Source organism: Lutibacter sp., from assembly GCF_030692605.1.
Taxonomy (GTDB): Bacteria; Bacteroidota; Bacteroidia; order Flavobacteriales; family Flavobacteriaceae; genus Lutibacter.
Genome location: NZ_JAUYUD010000009.1, coordinates 18,335 through 35,270 on the forward strand (window position 1 = coordinate 18,335; position 16,936 = coordinate 35,270).

General features: G+C 33.2%; 10 protein-coding genes and 1 other RNA gene. 8 read left to right on the forward strand and 3 right to left on the reverse strand.

The features are described 5' to 3' along the window. Positions 1-4 precede the first annotated feature (4 nt). The 3 genes from Q8S45_RS00850 (at position 5) to rny (ending at position 2,075) form a co-directional block, all read left to right on the forward strand. A complete protein-coding gene (locus Q8S45_RS00850; RefSeq protein WP_305600341.1) occupies positions 5-301 on the forward strand; it encodes a cell division protein ZapA in 297 nt (98 codons plus the stop codon). Between the two features lie 52 nt (positions 302-353). Further along, a non-coding RNA gene (gene ssrS, locus Q8S45_RS00855) (6S RNA) lies at positions 354-459 on the forward strand. Positions 460-506: 47 nt separating this feature from the next. Further along, positions 507-2,075: a ribonuclease Y gene (rny, locus tag Q8S45_RS00860; protein ID WP_305600343.1), complete on the forward strand. Its 1,569-nt coding sequence runs from the start codon at positions 507-509 to the stop codon at positions 2,073-2,075. 125 nt (positions 2,076-2,200) lie between these two features. Here rny and Q8S45_RS00865 read toward each other — a convergent pair whose 3' ends face one another. Beyond that, on the reverse strand, positions 2,201-3,409 hold the full coding sequence (locus Q8S45_RS00865) for an RsmB/NOP family class I SAM-dependent RNA methyltransferase (RefSeq protein WP_305600345.1): 1,209 nt from the start codon (positions 3,407-3,409) through the stop codon (positions 2,201-2,203). 235 nt (positions 3,410-3,644) lie between these two features. Between Q8S45_RS00865 and recG the strand changes: the two genes are divergently transcribed. Then, positions 3,645-5,750 carry an ATP-dependent DNA helicase RecG gene (recG, locus tag Q8S45_RS00870; protein ID WP_305600347.1) on the forward strand — a complete coding sequence of 702 codons (2,106 nt, stop codon included), beginning with the start codon at positions 3,645-3,647 and terminating at the stop codon, positions 5,748-5,750. A gap of 413 nt (positions 5,751-6,163) precedes the next feature. Here the strand turns inward: recG and Q8S45_RS00875 are convergent, their stop codons facing one another. Then, positions 6,164-6,463 carry a type II toxin-antitoxin system RelE/ParE family toxin gene (locus tag Q8S45_RS00875; RefSeq protein WP_305600349.1) on the reverse strand — a complete coding sequence of 100 codons (300 nt, stop codon included), beginning with the start codon at positions 6,461-6,463 and terminating at the stop codon, positions 6,164-6,166. After that, positions 6,450-6,707, reverse strand: coding sequence for a type II toxin-antitoxin system ParD family antitoxin (locus Q8S45_RS00880; RefSeq protein WP_305600350.1), 258 nt, complete (start codon positions 6,705-6,707; stop codon positions 6,450-6,452). Before Q8S45_RS00880 ends, Q8S45_RS00875 begins: the two co-directional genes overlap by 14 nt. 187 nt (positions 6,708-6,894) lie before the next feature. Between Q8S45_RS00880 and pheT the strand changes: the two genes are divergently transcribed. The 4 genes from pheT (at position 6,895) to Q8S45_RS00900 (ending at position 16,527) form a co-directional block, all read left to right on the forward strand. After that, complete coding sequence (gene pheT / locus Q8S45_RS00885) at positions 6,895-9,321, forward strand: phenylalanine--tRNA ligase subunit beta (RefSeq protein ID WP_305600352.1); 2,427 nt, start codon at positions 6,895-6,897, stop codon at positions 9,319-9,321. Positions 9,322-9,555: 234 nt separating this feature from the next. Beyond that, entirely contained in the window at positions 9,556-10,626 is a 1,071-nt protein-coding gene (locus tag Q8S45_RS00890; protein ID WP_305600354.1) for a quinone-dependent dihydroorotate dehydrogenase, read from the forward strand. Between the two features lie 415 nt (positions 10,627-11,041). After that, a complete protein-coding gene (locus tag Q8S45_RS00895; protein WP_305600356.1) occupies positions 11,042-15,529 on the forward strand; it encodes a PKD domain-containing protein in 4,488 nt (1,495 codons plus the stop codon). Then, the gene (locus Q8S45_RS00900; protein ID WP_305600358.1) at positions 15,526-16,527 is read left to right on the forward strand and encodes a PorP/SprF family type IX secretion system membrane protein; all 1,002 of its coding nucleotides are present in this window, start codon (positions 15,526-15,528) and stop codon (positions 16,525-16,527) included. Before Q8S45_RS00895 ends, Q8S45_RS00900 begins: the two co-directional genes overlap by 4 nt. Positions 16,528-16,936 lie beyond the last annotated feature (409 nt).

A 16,936-nucleotide genomic window follows, 5' to 3' on the forward strand; every position in this document is an offset into this window, starting at 1 on the left:
AAAAATGGATGATTCTTTAAAAATAAAAGTAACTATTGCAGGGCGCGTATATCCTATCAAAATTAAGAATGAAAATGAAGAGGAAGGAATGCGAAAAGCAGCAAAAAAAATCAATGATTTAGTTGCCAAATTTGAAACGAATTATGCGGTAAATGATAAACAAGATGTATTAGCCATGTGCGCTTTACAATTTGCATCATTAATGGAAATAAATGCCATAATAAAGGAACAAGATTTAGTTGAAGTCTCAGAAAAAATGAATACCATAAATGAATTATTAACCATTCATTTAGAAAAATAAGTTCTGTAAAAAATAATTAATAATACTGCCTACATTAGTTACCGTTTGTTAAACTCAACACTATTTCTTTATAAAGGATGAGTCATAGTTGTGAAAGCAAGCCGCCTTGAGCGGATCCTTGAGCAATTAGTTAGTCCTAATCTTGTTATAAGGAGTTTACAAAAACCTTTCTAATGTAGGTTTTTTTATACACACATTTTAAACTATGATAGAATATATAATGCCAATTACGATTGGTATCGCAATAGGGTTAGCAATAGGATATGTTATTGCAAAATTTTTAGAAAAATCGAAATCTTCTAAATTAATTAGACAGACCAAAAAGGAAGCTTTTTCTATAATGAGAGAGGCCAAAATTGAAGCAGAAGCCGTTAAGTTGGATAAAATTTTGCAAGCAAAAGAGAAATTCATTGAATTAAAATCGGAACACGAAAAAGTAATTATTGCACGTGATAAAAAAATTGCCGATTCTGAAAAAAGAGCGCGGGATAAAGAATCTCAAATTTCTCAAGAACTTGATAAAAACAAAAAAATAAATGCTGAAATTGAAGGAAAAATTGAGGATTACGATGCTAAAATGGAGTATTTGGAACGACGTACTGAAGAAGTAGATAAATTACACCGCAAACAAGTGGATAATTTAGAAGTTATTTCTGGACTATCAGCTGAAGATGCTAAAAAAGAATTGGTAAATTCCTTGAAAGATCAGGCAAAGGCAGATGCAATGGCTTACATTCAAGAAACTATTGAAGAGTCCAAATTAACCGCACAACAAGAAGCTAGAAAAGTAATTTTAAATACAATTCAAAGGGTTGGTGTTGAACAAACTGTTGAGAATTGTGTTTCAGTATTCAATATAGAATCAGATGATGTTAAAGGTAGAATTATTGGTCGAGAAGGTCGTAATATAAGGGCTTTAGAAGCTGAAACAGGGGTTGAAATTATTGTTGATGATACGCCTGAAGCTATTATTTTATCTTGTTTTGATCCTGTTCGTAGAGAAATTGCACGTTTATCATTACATAATTTAGTAACCGACGGTAGAATTCATCCTGCTCGAATTGAAGAAATTGTTAAAAAAACTGAAAAACAAATTCAACAAGAAATTATTGAAATTGGAAAACGTACTGTCATCGATTTAGGGATTCACGGATTACATCCTGAGCTCATTAAAACCATTGGTAGAATGAAATATCGTTCTTCGTATGGTCAAAATTTATTGCAGCACTCTCGCGAAGTAGCAAACTTATGTGGTATTATGGCAGCTGAATTGGGCTTAAATGCTAAATTAGCAAAAAGAGCTGGATTGTTGCATGATATTGGGAAAGTACCAGAAACAGAAAGTGAACTTCCACATGCTTTATTAGGAATGCAGTGGGCTGAAAAATACAATGAGAATGCAGAGGTTTGTAATGCTATAGGTGCACATCACGATGAAATTGAAATGAAATACATGATTTCGCCTATCGTGCAAGTTTGTGATGCCATTTCAGGGGCAAGACCTGGAGCTAGAAGGCAAGTGCTAGATTCGTACATTCAACGACTTAAAGATTTAGAAGAAATTGCACTTGGATTTTTAGGAGTTCAAAAAGCGTATGCCATACAAGCTGGTAGAGAATTACGTGTAATTGTTGAAAGTGAAAAAGTATCTGATGCAAAAGCAGGAGAACTTTCATTTAGTATTTCTCAAAAAATTCAGAACGATATGACCTATCCTGGTCAAGTTCGAGTTACAGTTATTAGAGAAACTCGCTCTGTGAATATTGCAAAATAAATTATAAAATTTAGGGTTGATTAAAAGTAAATTTTAGTCAACCCTAATTATTTTTTTTGTAAAAACTTTCGCTATTAAAATATCAAAAAGCTTATTATCTAGTATTCACTTACAATGAACGTTACTTAACTTTTTCGTTCCAATAAAGCCATATAAAATCCGTCATAACCAGTTTTTGCTGGAGAAACTTTACGTTGTTTTACCAACTCAAAATTCGGATTGTTTTGTAAAAATGCTGTTACCTGATTTTCATTTTCAGAAGGTAAAATTGAACATGTAGCATATACTACTTTCCCATTCACTTTTACCATTTGAGAATAATCTTGTAAAATGGCGGCTTGTGTTTTTCTAATTTCATCTAAAAATTCAGGTTGTAATTTCCATTTACTATCTGGATTTCGTTTTAAAACACCAATTCCACTACATGGCGCATCAATTAAAACACGGTCTGCAGTATCTTTCAGTTTTTTAATCACCTTGGTATTTTCAATTACCTTGGTTGATATGTTATGGGCACCATTTCTACGAGCTCTAATTTTTAACTTTCTAAGTTTACTTTCGTAAATATCAGTAGCAGTAATAATGCCTTTATTTTCCATTAAGGCAGCCAAATGCAATGATTTTCCACCGGCCCCAGCACATGTATCAATTACTCTCATCCCAGGTTGCACATCTAAATAAGCAGCAACTAATTGAGAAGATGCATCTTGTACCTCAAAAAATCCATTTTTAAAACTATCTGTCACAAACACATTGGCACGTTCAACCAATTTTAAAGCATCTGGAAAACCATCAATAAATTCAGTTTCAATATCATCTTTAAGCAACTCATTTTTCAAAGCTATTTTTGTTGTTTTAAGCGTATTGGTCCTTAAAATAACTTCAGCTTGTTGATTTAGAGCGGCTATTTCTTTCGTCCATGTTGCTTCCCCTAATTCCTTCACACAAACTTCATCCATCCAATCTGGGATTGATTCTTTAATAGCTCTTATTTTTTGCAATTCGTCAAACTTTCCTTTAATTCTTCGCTCTGGAACTTCTTGTAATTGAGTCCATTCAGGTAATTTAATTCCTTTTAAAATTGCCCAAACAGCAAAATTTTTCCAAACGTTTTCGTGGGTATAATGGTATTTAGTACCGGCTATTTCATTATACAACCGTTTCCAACGTACCATATCATAAATAGTCTCGGCAACAAATTTACGATCACGGGCTCCCCAACGCTTGTCTTTTTTTAATGCTTTTTCAACCACTTTATCGGCATATTCTCCTTCATTAAAAATAAGTTTCATAGATTCTACTACGGTGTACACTAAATTTCGATGTAATCTCATCACTTTATAAATTTGAGGGGCAAAGGTAATTAATTAGTTGATGTTGAATGCTATTATTGAAAATAGAATTTGAATTGCTTTTAAATAGAGCGATTATTTCTACGTAAGATAAATTCAAATTTTGAGTTTTAAAAATTATGAAATTATATTAATATAGCTTTTATACCTATTATTTATGTCAAATTGTTATTTTTGAACTACGCTAGTAGTACCATTTTCAGCTATAATTTAACCTATGTCAGTCCTAAATTTAAATACTTCCATTTCCTATTTAAAAAGTGTAGGACCTAACAGGGCTGAATTGCTTAAAACTGAGTTGGGAATTAATACGTTTAACGATTTGTTAAATTTTTATCCAAATAGGTACATAGACAGAACGCAATTTTTTAAAATTAATCAGCTTCAGCAAAATTCATCTGAAATCCAGCTTATTGGGAAAATTACTTTAGTTAAATCAGTACAACAAAAGCAAGGCAGTAGGTTAGTGGCAACTTTTGTTGATGAAAGTGGAACCATGGAATTGGTTTGGTTTAGAGGTGCTAAGTGGATTAAAGAATCGTTAAAAATAAATACACCCTATGTAATTTTTGGGAAATCTAATTATTTTAATGGAATGTATACCATTCCACATCCAGAAATGGAATTGCTAAGTGATTATAAAAAAAACTTAAGAACGGCTATGCAAGCAGTATATCCTTCTACCGAAAAATTAAATAATAAAGGAATTTCAAATAGGGTTGTTTCTAAAATTATTCAAACTTTATTTGAGGAACTTCAAGGAACATTTCAAGAAACCTTGTCGCTAAATATTATCGGGCAATATCAGTTTATTTCAAAAAATGAAGCATTATTTAATATTCATTTCCCTAAGAATCAAGAACTTTTAACAAAAGCACAACAACGGTTAAAATTTGAAGAATTGTTTTTTATTCAAATGCAGTTGATTCGGAAAAACATGATTCATAAATCTAAAATAAAAGGTTTTAATTTTGAAAAAGTGGGTACTTATTTTAATACTTTTTACAAAGAAAAGCTTCCGTTTGAACTTACAAATGCACAAAAAAGGGTATTAAAAGAAATTAGAAAAGATTTGGGTTCCAATGCTCAAATGAATCGACTATTACAAGGTGATGTGGGTTCTGGAAAAACCATTGTTGCCTTGTTAACTATGTTAATTGCGTTGGATAATGGGTTTCAAGCGGCTTTTATGGCACCTACTGAAATTTTAGCAACACAACATTATAATTCTTTGATAGCTTTATTAGAAGGAATGAATGTGAATGTAAAATTACTCACAGGGTCTACCAAAACTGCAGAAAGAAGATTGTTACATAAACAATTGGAACAAGGGGAATTGCATATTTTAATTGGAACTCATGCCCTAATTGAAGATAAAGTAATTTTTAAGAATTTAGGCATTGCCATTATTGATGAACAACATCGGTTTGGCGTAGAACAGCGTTCTAAACTTTGGCGGAAAAACGAATTGCCTCCTCATATTTTGGTTATGACCGCAACACCTATTCCACGAACGTTGGCAATGAGTGTTTATGGCGATTTGGATGCATCTGTTATTGATGAATTACCACCAGGAAGAAAGGAAATTGTAACCGCTCATAGATATGATGCCCACCGCTTATCGGTTTTTAAATTCTTAAAAGAAGAAATCGCGAAAGGTGGACAAGTGTATATTGTGTATCCGTTAATTAACGAATCTGAAACGATGGATTACAAAGATTTAATGGATGGGTATGAAAGTATTGTGAGGGAATTTCCCAGACCTACGTACCAGGTGAGTATTGTACATGGCAAAATGAAATCGGAGGATAAAGAGTTTGAAATGCAACGATTTATTAAAGGAGAAACTCATATTATGGTTGCAACTACAGTGATTGAAGTTGGAGTTGATGTACCCAATGCAAGCGTAATGGTTATAGAAAGCGCCGAACGTTTTGGCTTGTCGCAATTGCATCAACTTAGAGGAAGAGTGGGACGGGGAGCCGATCAAAGTTATTGTATTTTAATGACTAGTTTTAAATTGACTTCAGATGCAAAAACCCGCATAGAAACCATGGTGCAAACAAGTGATGGATTTGAAATAGCCGAAGTAGATTTAGCATTAAGAGGTCCTGGTAATTTAATGGGAACACAACAAAGTGGTGTTTTAGATTTGAAAATTGCTGATATTATAAAGGATCATCAGCTTTTAAAAAACGCACGTTCAATCGCTATGAACCTGTTAAAAAATGATCCAAATTTAAGTTTAGAAGAACATAAACCTATTAAAATTGCTTATCAGGAAATTAGCAAAAAAAGTACGCTTTGGGCAAATATTAGTTAAAGTACGTCATTACGAAGAGTGGTAGCGATGAAGTAATCTGTTGCTAGAAAAAGCAGATTGCCATACCGAAATAAATTCGGCACAGGCTAATTTTTCAAAACTTCACAATGATAGAAAAATAAATGTATTTGATTCATTTGAAGGATGGGTATTTCAAACTAGTTAAAGTACGTCATTACGAAGAGTGGTAGCGATGAAGTAATCTGTTGCTAGAATAAAGAGATTGCCACAGTTTTTTCAAAACTTCGCAATGACGAGGTGAAAAGAAACAGATTGCTTCGAGTTTTTATAAGATTTGTGCGACTGGAAAATCGGAGATTTTTCTGAGGTAGCAAATTGTTAGTTGAATGTTTGTCGGTTTGTATTTAGTTTAAAAGTAAGCTTAAATTTTATGAGGTGTTGTGTGTAGTTTTTTATTCGGTTATTCTTTTCTTTAAATCCATTCTCTCGTGAAGAATTCTTGTGATTTCCACGTAGTTTTCATCTAGAGTTCGGTAGAAAATGATATGACGATTGGTTTTCAATCCGAATAGACTTTGAGTAATACCGTCATAGTTTTTTCCTAAAACTGGATTGTCTACAATTTCTTGACAAGTTGAAATCAACATCTCATAATATTTGTCGGCTTGATTTTCAGACCAAACCTCGAAAGTATAATCCCAAATTTTCGATAAATCCTCAACTGCTTTATTGGTCAATTTAAATTTCGCCATTTGAGTGTTTTTTCGCTTTTAGAGATTCAAGATGTTTTTTCGGGTCAAAATCTTGAGCAATCCCGCTATTAATTCCCTCCTGAATTGCATTTCTCAAAGCAAAGACTTTACTTTCTTCTTCTTCTAATAGTCTTAATCCAGCTCGTATAACTTCGCTAACATTTTTAAATCGACCTTCTCTTATTCGACTTTGAACGAATTGGTCAAAATAATTTCCAAGTGATATTGATGTGTTTTTATTCATTTTGATAAAAATTTATCCAAATATACCAATAATTGGTATAATATCCAAATTCTCAAATTTAACAACATGTTGATAACGATAACAGAGAATTAATCCATTACATTCGATACATAACTTTTAACTTCAAACTTTTAACTTTTAACTTGTATTGTTTATCTTTGCAGTTCGTAAAAAAAATAAGTAAAAAATGAAAATATCATACAATTGGTTAAAACAATTTTTAAAAGTTGATTGGGAGGTGGAACGTACAGGAGAATTGTTAACCGATTTAGGGTTAGAAGTGGAAGGAATTGAAACGGTTGAATCGTTAAAAGGTAGTTTGGCTGGTGTGGTTGTTGGTAAAGTTATTACTTGCATTCAGCACCCAAATGCTGACCGATTAAAAGTTACTACAGTTGATATTGGAAATGGAGAACCTATTCAAATTGTTTGTGGGGCGCCAAATGTGGCTGAAGGACAAACAGTTCCTGTTGCAACTATAGATACTATGTTGTACAATGAAAAAGGAGAAGGTTTTGAAATTAAAAAAGGAAAAATAAGGGGAGAAGATAGTTTTGGAATGATTTGCGCTGAAGATGAATTAGGTTTAGGCAAAGACCACGATGGAATTTTAATTTTAGATGATAAATGGACGGTTGGCACTCCGGCTTCCAAAGTATTTAATATAGAACAAGATCAGGTTTTTGAAATTGGACTTACTCCAAACAGAGCCGATGCTATGAGTCATTTAGGTACTGCTCGTGATTTGCGTGCTGGTATGATTCAACAAGGTGTTTCACTAGAGTTAATATCACCTTCTATAAATAATTTTAGAGTTGATGATAGAACCTTGAAATTTGATGTTGTGGTTGAAGACATTGAGAAAGCGCCACGTTATGTGGGGCTTACCATCTCAGATATTACTATTAAAGAATCTCCAAGTTGGCTAAAAAATAGATTGAAAGCCATTGGGTTAACATCCATTAATAATGTAGTAGATGTTACTAATTTTGTTTTGCACGAATTAGGACAACCATTACACGCATTTGATGCAGGTAAGGTAAAGGGAAATAAGGTTATTGTAAAAACCTTAGCAACAGGCACAAAATTTACTACTTTAGATGGTGTTGAGCGAGAATTACACGAAGAAGATTTAATGATTTGCAATGGAAATGAAGAACCAATGTGTATTGCTGGTGTTTTTGGAGGAATAACTTCTGGAATTTCTGAAACTACTACGTCTATATTTTTAGAGAGTGCTTATTTTAATCCGATTGCTATTCGTAAAACAGCAAAAAGACACAATTTAAATACCGATGCTTCTTTTCGATTTGAACGAGGAATCGATCCAAATATCACAGAATTTGCTATTAAACGTGCAGCCAATTTAATTATCGAAGTTGCTGGCGGAAAAGTTTCTTCTGAAATAGTGGATTTATACCCAACTAAAATTGAAGATTTTCAAGTTTTTCTTTCTTACGAAAAAATGAACAGATTAATTGGTGTAGAAATTCCAAAAGAAACGATTAAAAATATTTTAGCTTCGTTAGATATTAAGTTCAATGGAGTTTCAGATAGTGGTCTAGGATTAGTAATTCCTTCGTACCGGGTAGATGTTACAAGAGAAGCAGATGTTATCGAAGAAATTTTGCGCGTTTATGGGTATAACAATATCCAATTTTCCGACAAGTTAAACACTTCTATTTCATTTTCTGAATTCGATCCAGTTAAAATTGAAAACCTTATTGCTGATCAATTAGTGGCTCAAGGTTTTAATGAAACGATGGCCAATTCACTTACAAAAGCTGCCTATTTAGAAAACACTTTAACTTTAAATGAAGCGCATAATGTATCTATTGTAAACCCTTTAAGTAACGATCTAGGTGTTATGCGCCAGTCTTTATTATTTAGCGGTTTAGAGTCGGTTAGTTACAATATTAATCGTAAAAACACTGCTTTAAAATTATTTGAATTTGGTAAAACGTATCATTATTTTGAATCGGGTTATGCTGAACAAAAACATTTAACCCTGTTTGTAACTGGAAATAGAACCAAAGAATATTGGAATGGTACACCTACTAAATCTGATTTCTTTTATTTAAAAGGTATTACCACTACTATTTTAAAGCGTTTAGGAATTACCACAATTAAAATAACACCTACTAAAAACGATGTATTTTCTGAAGGAATTACTCTTAGTTTAGGAAAATTAAAATTGGTAGATTTTGGAGTTGTAAAACATTCAATTTTAAAAGAATTTGGCATTAAACAAGAAGTTTTATTTGCCGATTTTAATTGGGAAAATGTATTAAGTGTTGGAGGTAAATCAGTAGTTAAAATTACAGAACTTCCAAAATATCAAGCGGTTAAAAGAGATTTTGCATTGTTGTTAGACAAAAATGTAACATTTGGCGATTTGTATCAATTGGCATTTCAAGCAGAGAAAAATTTCCTAAAAGAAATGGATTTATTTGATGTGTATGAAGGCGAAAATTTAGCAGAAGGAAAGAAATCCTATGCAGTAAGTTTCTTAATTCAAGACGAAAACAAAACGTTGACCGATGATCAAATTGAAAAAATAATGCAAAAATTGCAACAAACATTTGAAAAGAATGTGGGAGCGATATTGAGGTGAAAGGGCAAAAAAAGGCAATAGGCAATGGGCAATGCTAAAGGCAATAGGCAATGGGCAATGCTAAAGGCAATAGGCAATAGGCAATAGGCAATGCTAAAGGCAATAGGCAATGCTAAAGGCAATAGGCAATTAGGCAAATAGGCAATAGGTAAGGGTAAAAGGTTTAAGTTTGAAGTTGGAATCAATGAGCCGAAAACCAGTTTTTTTCTTACTTTTGCACAAACATAGTTCTCCATGTACAAAATACTAATTAGGCCTCTTTTTTTTCTATTTGATCCAGAAAAAGTACATCATTTTACATTTAGTTTTATTCGAATAGTATGTAAAATTCCTGGATTCCCTTTTTTATTTAGAAGCTTTTATCAAATTAATGATAAACGCCTAGAAAAAAAATTATTCGGATTAACGTTTAAAAATCCTGTAGGATTAGCGGCTGGTTTTGATAAAAATGCTGTTTTATATAATGAATTAGCAAATTTCGGTTTTGGTTTTATAGAAATTGGTACGGTAACGCCAAAAGCCCAAGAAGGAAACCAAAAAAAAAGGATCTTTCGGTTAATTTCAGATGAAGCCATTATTAATAGAATGGGTTTTAATAATGAAGGTGTTGAAAATGCGGTTATTCAGCTTAAAAAGAACAATCACAAAACAATTATTGGAGGAAACATTGGTAAAAATACCTTAACAGCACCTGAAAATTACACGAAAGATTATGTTACTTGTTTTAATGCGCTACATCCTTTTGTAGATTATTTTGTCTTAAATGTAAGCTGCCCTAATGTTGGGAGTCACGCAAAATTAACCGATAAAGATTATTTAATAGAATTGATCAATGCTGTACAAACAGCCAATAAATCGTATAGTTCTCAAAAACCTATTTTACTTAAAATTGCTCCCGATTTAAATCATAATCAGCTAGATGAAGTTATTGAAATTGTTGCAACTACAAAAATTGATGGTGTGATAGCTTCCAATACATCTGTATTAAGAGAAAACCTAAAAGCAACTGACAAACAATTGGATGAAATTGGATTTGGTGGGTTAAGCGGGTTACCTATTAAAGATAGTAGCACACAAGTTATCAGTTATTTAGCAAAAAAATCGGAGAAAGCATTTCCAATTATTGGTGTGGGTGGGATCCATAGTGCCGCCGATGCTTTGGAAAAAATAGATGCGGGTGCTGATTTAGTTCAAATTTATACTGGTTTTATTTACGAAGGCCCTTCCTTAATTAAAAAAATAAATAAGGCTATTTTGAGTAAAAAGCTTAAAGCCAAAAGCTTAAAGCCAAAAGATGAAGGGTGAAAGTAAAAATTCCCCTCTTGAGAGGGGTTAGGGGTGTGTTATAAAGATTAGAAATTTCAATATAAAATCATCATTACGAGGAGTGTTAGCGACGCAGTAATCTGTTTATAATCATCTAAATCTTTAACATAAGTGCAATACCACAACAGATTGCTTCATTTCACTGTGTTTCATTCGCAATGACGAAAAAGAATAATCATCATTACGAGGAGTGTTAGCGACGCAGTAATCTCTTCTTAAACCATCAGATTTGTTCGAAAACAGGAACAGCAGAATGGTTATTCTTTAAAGAGAAATAGTTTAGACAGGTATTTTTTATTAATTTTTTTTATTACATATATATAGAATCTATTTTTTTTACGTTACTACTACTTATAAACAGGCTAATTTTTATATATTTGAAAAAAAATAATACATGCTACATAATAGACTAAGATTATTTCAATTTTTATTCTTTTTCCTCATTGTTTCAATAGTAAATGGTCAATGTAATACGCCTTTGTTGAGTGGGGTTAATGTAAGTTGCTTTGGAGGCTCTGATGGTAAGGCCACAGCAACTGGCGTTGATGGAACAGCACCATATACATATTCATGGAATACCAGTCCAGTTCAAACCACAGCAACAGCGACTGGTTTATCTGCTGGAATATCATATACTGTAACTGTAACAGATTCGGCTATACCCAGTTGTTCTAAAACGGTATCGATAACACTTACACAACCAACAGCTTTAACAGCAACATCATTAGAAAATAAGGCTGTCAGTTGCTTTGGAGGCTCTGATGGTGAGGCCACAGCGACAGCTTATGGAGGTACTGCACCTTATGTGTATGATTGGGGTTTAAGTAGTGCATCAACAAGTGCAACAGCCTCAGATTTAAAAGCAGGTATTCATACCATAAAAATTAAAGATGCAAATGATTGTGAAACTACTATACCAGTTACAATTTCACAGCCAACGGCTTTAATAGCAACTGCAATTCAAAATAGTGGAGTAAAATGTAAAGGGGAATCTAATGGCTCAGCTACCGTTACAGTAACTGGTGGAAAATTACCCTATACTTATTCTTGGGATAAAAGTCCATCGTTGTCAGCTACCGCTTTGGACTTAGCAGCCGGACGGCATACTGTTAAGGTTAAAGATGGAAATGGATGTGAAATAACAACGACTGTTATAATTACTGAACCAGCCACTTTAACAGCAATAGCGGTTCAAGACAGTCCAGTAAAATGTAAAGGAGAGTTTAATGGAGTTGCAACAGTTACAGTTATTGGCGGAACAACACCATATAGTTTTTCGTGGGATAAAAGTATAGCAACAAGTGCAACAGCTTCAGATTTAGAAGTAGGAGTGCACACTATTACAATCAAAGACATAAATGGTTGTGAAACAAAAACGACGGTAACAATATCCGAACCAACAATTTTAACAGCAACAGCAATTCAAAATAGTGAGGTAAAATGTAAAGGGGAATCAAATGGGTTAGCTACAGTAACAGTTATTGGAGGAACGCAGCCATATACGTATTCTTGGAATAGAAGCACATCTACAAGTGATACAGCTGCAGACTTAGCGACGGGATTGCATACCATTACCATTACTGATTTTAATAATTGCACCATAACAACTTCCGTAATTATTACCGAACCAACAAATAAACTAACAGCAACAGCAATTCAAAATAATTCAGTAAAATGTAAAGGAGGGTCTGATGGATCTGCCACGGTAATAGCCTCTGGTGGAACAGCACCTTATACCTATGTATGGAAAAATAGTTCTTCAACAATAGATACTGCAACAGATTTAAAAGCGGGTGTGCAGGACATTACTATTAGGGATTCAAAAGGCTGTGAAATATCAATAATTGTATTTATTAACGAGCCAACTATTTTAACTGCAACTGCTGTTCAATTTAAACCAGTAGTATGTAATGGAGAATCTAATGGAACGGCAGTAATAACTGCTGTTGGTGGAACTTTGCCATATACCTATTCTTGGGATAAAAGCTCATCGATTAGTGCTGTGGCTTCCGATTTAGCAGCAGGAATTCATACTGTTAAGGTTAAAGATGGAAATGGATGTGAAATAACAACGACTGTTATAATTACCGAACCAGCAAAGTTAACGGCAACAGTAGTTCAAAACATTCCAGTAAAATGTAAAGGGGAATCTAATGGATCTTCAAAAGTAGAAGTGGTTGGAGGAACTACACCTTATACTTATGTATGGCAAAATAGTTCATCAAGTAGTGCTACGGCTACAGATTTGGCTGCAGGAACACATGGCATTACAATCAAAGACGCAAATGGTTGTATAACAACAGCTTCAGTAGTTATTACTGAGCCTGCTATTTTAGCAGTAACAGTAGTCCAAAACAGTCCGGTAAAATGTAAGGGAGATTCTAATGGGTCAGCAACAGTAACTGCTGTTGATGGAACAACACCATATACTTATTATTGGGATAATAATGCAGCATCAAGTGCTACTGCTACCAACTTATCAGCAGGAACTCATACTGTAAAGGTTATAGATATAAATGGTTGTGAAAAAATAGCAACCGTACTAATTACAGAACCAACTGTTTTAACCGCCACAGCAATTGAGACTAGTCCTGTAAAATGCAAAGGAGCTTTTAATGGTGTGGCTACAGTAACACCAGTTGGTGGAGTATCACCATATTCATATTCTTGGGATAAAAGCACTTCAACAAGTGCAACGGCTATTGACTTAGGTGCAGGATTGCATACTATTACAATTTATGATGTAAATGATTGTAAAACAACAGCTACTGTAACGATTACCGAATTAAATGTTTTAGAAGCAAGTGCCGTTCAATTTAAAGCAGTAACATGTAATGGAGCAGCAGATGGATCAGCAGTGGTAACAGTTTCTGGTGGAAAAACGCCCTTTACGTATTCATGGGATAAAAGTAGTTCAACAACAGCAACAGCTACTAGTTTAGCAGCAGGAATTCATACTGTTAAGGTTAAAGATGGGAATGGATGTGAAATATCAACTACTGTATTAATTACCGAACCAGTAAAGTTAACGGCAACAACAATACAAGACAGTCCGGTAAAATGTAAAGGAGCCAATAATGGGGTAGCAACCGTAACACCTGTGGGTGGAACAATTCCTTATACCTTTACTTGGGATAAAAGTACTTCAACAATTGCTACCGCTACAAATTTAGTAGCTGGTTTACACACGATAACTATTAAGGATAAAAATGGTTGTGAAACCACCACAACCGTTACCATTGCAGAGCCAAATGCATTGGCACTTACTGAAACCGTATTGCCTATTGCATGTGATAAAGGTGGTTCCATAAGTGTTTTGGTTACTGGTGGGGTAAGTACAAATTATTTTTATGATTGGGTGGGGCCAGCCTCTTTTTCTCAATCAGGGTTCAATTTAAAATCGATTGGGAATCTTTTAACTGGCGGAACATATAGACTAACAGTTTCTGATGATAATGGTTGTTCAATTGTTAAAAATTTCACATTAGGTGCCTATGTTCCATTGGAATATACAGGGTCAACAGCCGTTGTATTTGATACTTGCAACAGTACTCCAACTTTTGGAATAAATTTGATTGATATACGTGGAGGAATACCATATGTAGATGGCAATGGCAACCCGTATTATTCTTTTGAGTGGTTTGGACCAAATAATTTTCATTCTAGTTCTCCTATTATACCAATTGTGCCAGGAAATTATATTGCTATTATAAGTGACAGCCAAAATTGTAAAAGCAATCAAATCACATTTACCATTACTACACCTTATACTCCAATAGTTGTAACTGAAACTGTTAGTAATGTTGGTTGTGATTCAACCAATAACGATGGATTTATTGCCATTGCTGTTTCAGGTGGTAAAATACCATATACCATTGTATGGGAAAAAGAAATACCAAGTTCGTTACCTGGAAATCCAAATCCTACCTATTCAGAAATTGGTCGAAATATACTAAGAGTCAATAATTTAATGGAAGGTAGATATCGGTTAACAGTTACAAGTGATTTGATTAATTGTTCCGATTCCAATCCGGCATATAAGTTCCAAACGATTTATACAGTAAAAACCCAAAATTCTATTACACTTTTGGAGAAACCAATACTTGACAGCAAACTCTGTGCAGGTGGTGCAGGAACTTTGAGCGTTAAAGTGAAGGATGAGAATAATGGAATTATAAGTTTCTATTACAATAATGTATTGGTAAATGCTGAAAATAAAGGAAATAACAACTATGTAGTGGGCATTACTAATTTTGTTCCAGAAGGTGTTTTGAATATTGTGAATGAATTTGGATGTGGTGAAGCTATTATTATTGATACACGAGTAGTTGAACCTTCTTTCCAAATATCATCCACTGGTTTTAATTTAAATGGTATTATTAATTTAAATGAACCAGTTACTTTTAAAAATACATCGACTCCGCCATATACCAAATTAGAATGGGATTTTGGTGATAGTTCAGATTTATCTGTGGTAGTATCTCCAGTTCATACTTATGCAGTTTCTGGATTGCATGACGTGACATTAAGAATTTATAACGAATTTGGATGTTATAAGGAATATACGGAACAAATTAGTGTGGGCAAAGGCTTTTTAGCCGTATTTCCTGATGTTTTTACACCAAATAGGGATGGAGTTAATGATTATTTTTTGGGAGAATTGATAGGATTTAACAGTTTGGAATTTGAAATATACGACCTCTGGAATAACCTTCTTTATGCCACATCTGCCGATGTAAGTAATGCTACTAATTGGGGTTGGGATGGCAATTTAAGTGATGGTTCCCCTTTTAATGGAAAAATATTTAAATACGTTTTTAAAGGAATAAATAAATTGGGTAAAGAAGTTGTTGTAAGTAATCAAGCATTATTATTAAGATGAGAAAAAGAACCTATACAATCGTTGCGTTTTTAACCATTTGTGTAATTCAATTTTCATTTGGGCAAGATCAATATATTAATAATTTGAACACCATGCCGAATTTTGTCAATCCTAGTTTTTATGGATTTAGAAATTCAACTAAAATTGGGGTGTTAAATAAATTTTCAGGGAAAAAGTTTGATAACTCATTGGATCAACGCTATCTTTTTGCAAATACCTATTTTGAACAAAGCAATTTTAGTTTAGGAATAGATTTTTATAACAGTAGTTTACGTAATTCAGGTTTTTCAAATACACAAGCTGCACTTAGTTTTATTTATCCCTTAGAATTGTCTAATTATTGGTATTTATATGCAGGTTTAACTGCTGGTTTTTCAAGCACAAAGTATAACTTTGATGAATTGGTTTTTCAGGATCAAATAAATTTATTCACGGGTCAAATAAATTCCGTGTCTATTGATCCTTTGGCTGATAGTGGTAAAATTGGGTATGCAGATATTGGAACTTCAGTGTTGGTAAGCAACGATGAAAATTTGTTTTTCGGTCTCGCCTTAAAGCACTTAAACACCCCAAAAAATACAGTTAACGGAGATAACGACTATAAGTTAGAAATGTTAGTTTCTGCACAACTTGGTTATGAGATTGATATCAATAGACACAATCAAAATATGTTACCAAGATATTCCTATTTGTATTTATTTGGAGCGTTATCAAAACAAGGAAAAAGAGCTCGATTTGATTTCTATCAAGAATTAAATTTATCTACTTTTAGCCTTGGAATTAGTCAGCATTTGAATTATTTGGAAGACTTTAATATGCATGAATTTGGTGTTAATGCTACCATTCGTATGGAACTATTTGATGTTGGATTGAATTATAAAATGCCTTTTGGTGCTGGATCAGACTACTTTGTAAATAACTCTATAGGTGCGTATTTAATATTTGATTTAGATCCTTATAGAAGTGGAAGAAGAGGTGATTTTAGTCTTTTTTATTAAGATTGAAGATGCTCTTCTCAAAAGTGCCAGCGTAGTTTATATCAAATATTTATAAAAGCATTTTATTCCCCTCTTGAGAGGGGTTAGGGGTGTGTTATTTTATTTAGAAATATCATTATTAAACCGTCATTACTAGGAGTAGTAACGACGAAGTAATCTCACGAATAAACATTTCCTTTTTCATTCTTAATTATTTAAAAGAGCTTTTTATTCCCCTCTCGAGAGGGGTTAGGGGTGTGTAAATTAGAACATAATTAATTGTCCTATCATTAATTCAATCTCAATCACATCATTTTTTATTAAATTGCTCACAAAAAAGTATTCTATGAAAAGGAGAAAAATTCTCAGCTATAATCCAAAATTAAAACTATTGGCCAGAGAACTAAGGAATAATGCAACAAAATCAGAA

What these genes read in the sequence shown, in the direction of transcription:
- Q8S45_RS00850 (WP_305600341.1), top strand. Translation starts at nt 5, where the DNA reads ATGGATGATTCTTTAAAAATAAAAGTAACTATTGCAGGGCGCGTATAT.
- rny (WP_305600343.1), top strand. Translation starts at nt 507, where the DNA reads ATGATAGAATATATAATGCCAATTACGATTGGTATCGCAATAGGGTTA.
- Q8S45_RS00865 (WP_305600345.1), bottom strand. Translation starts at nt 3,409, where the DNA reads ATGAGATTACATCGAAATTTAGTGTACACCGTAGTAGAATCTATGAAA.
- recG (WP_305600347.1), top strand. Translation starts at nt 3,645, where the DNA reads ATGTCAGTCCTAAATTTAAATACTTCCATTTCCTATTTAAAAAGTGTA.
- Q8S45_RS00875 (WP_305600349.1), bottom strand. Translation starts at nt 6,463, where the DNA reads ATGGCGAAATTTAAATTGACCAATAAAGCAGTTGAGGATTTATCGAAA.
- Q8S45_RS00880 (WP_305600350.1), bottom strand. Translation starts at nt 6,707, where the DNA reads ATGAATAAAAACACATCAATATCACTTGGAAATTATTTTGACCAATTC.
- pheT (WP_305600352.1), top strand. Translation starts at nt 6,895, where the DNA reads ATGAAAATATCATACAATTGGTTAAAACAATTTTTAAAAGTTGATTGG.
- Q8S45_RS00890 (WP_305600354.1), top strand. Translation starts at nt 9,556, where the DNA reads ATGTACAAAATACTAATTAGGCCTCTTTTTTTTCTATTTGATCCAGAA.
- Q8S45_RS00895 (WP_305600356.1), top strand. Translation starts at nt 11,042, where the DNA reads ATGCTACATAATAGACTAAGATTATTTCAATTTTTATTCTTTTTCCTC.
- Q8S45_RS00900 (WP_305600358.1), top strand. Translation starts at nt 15,526, where the DNA reads ATGAGAAAAAGAACCTATACAATCGTTGCGTTTTTAACCATTTGTGTA.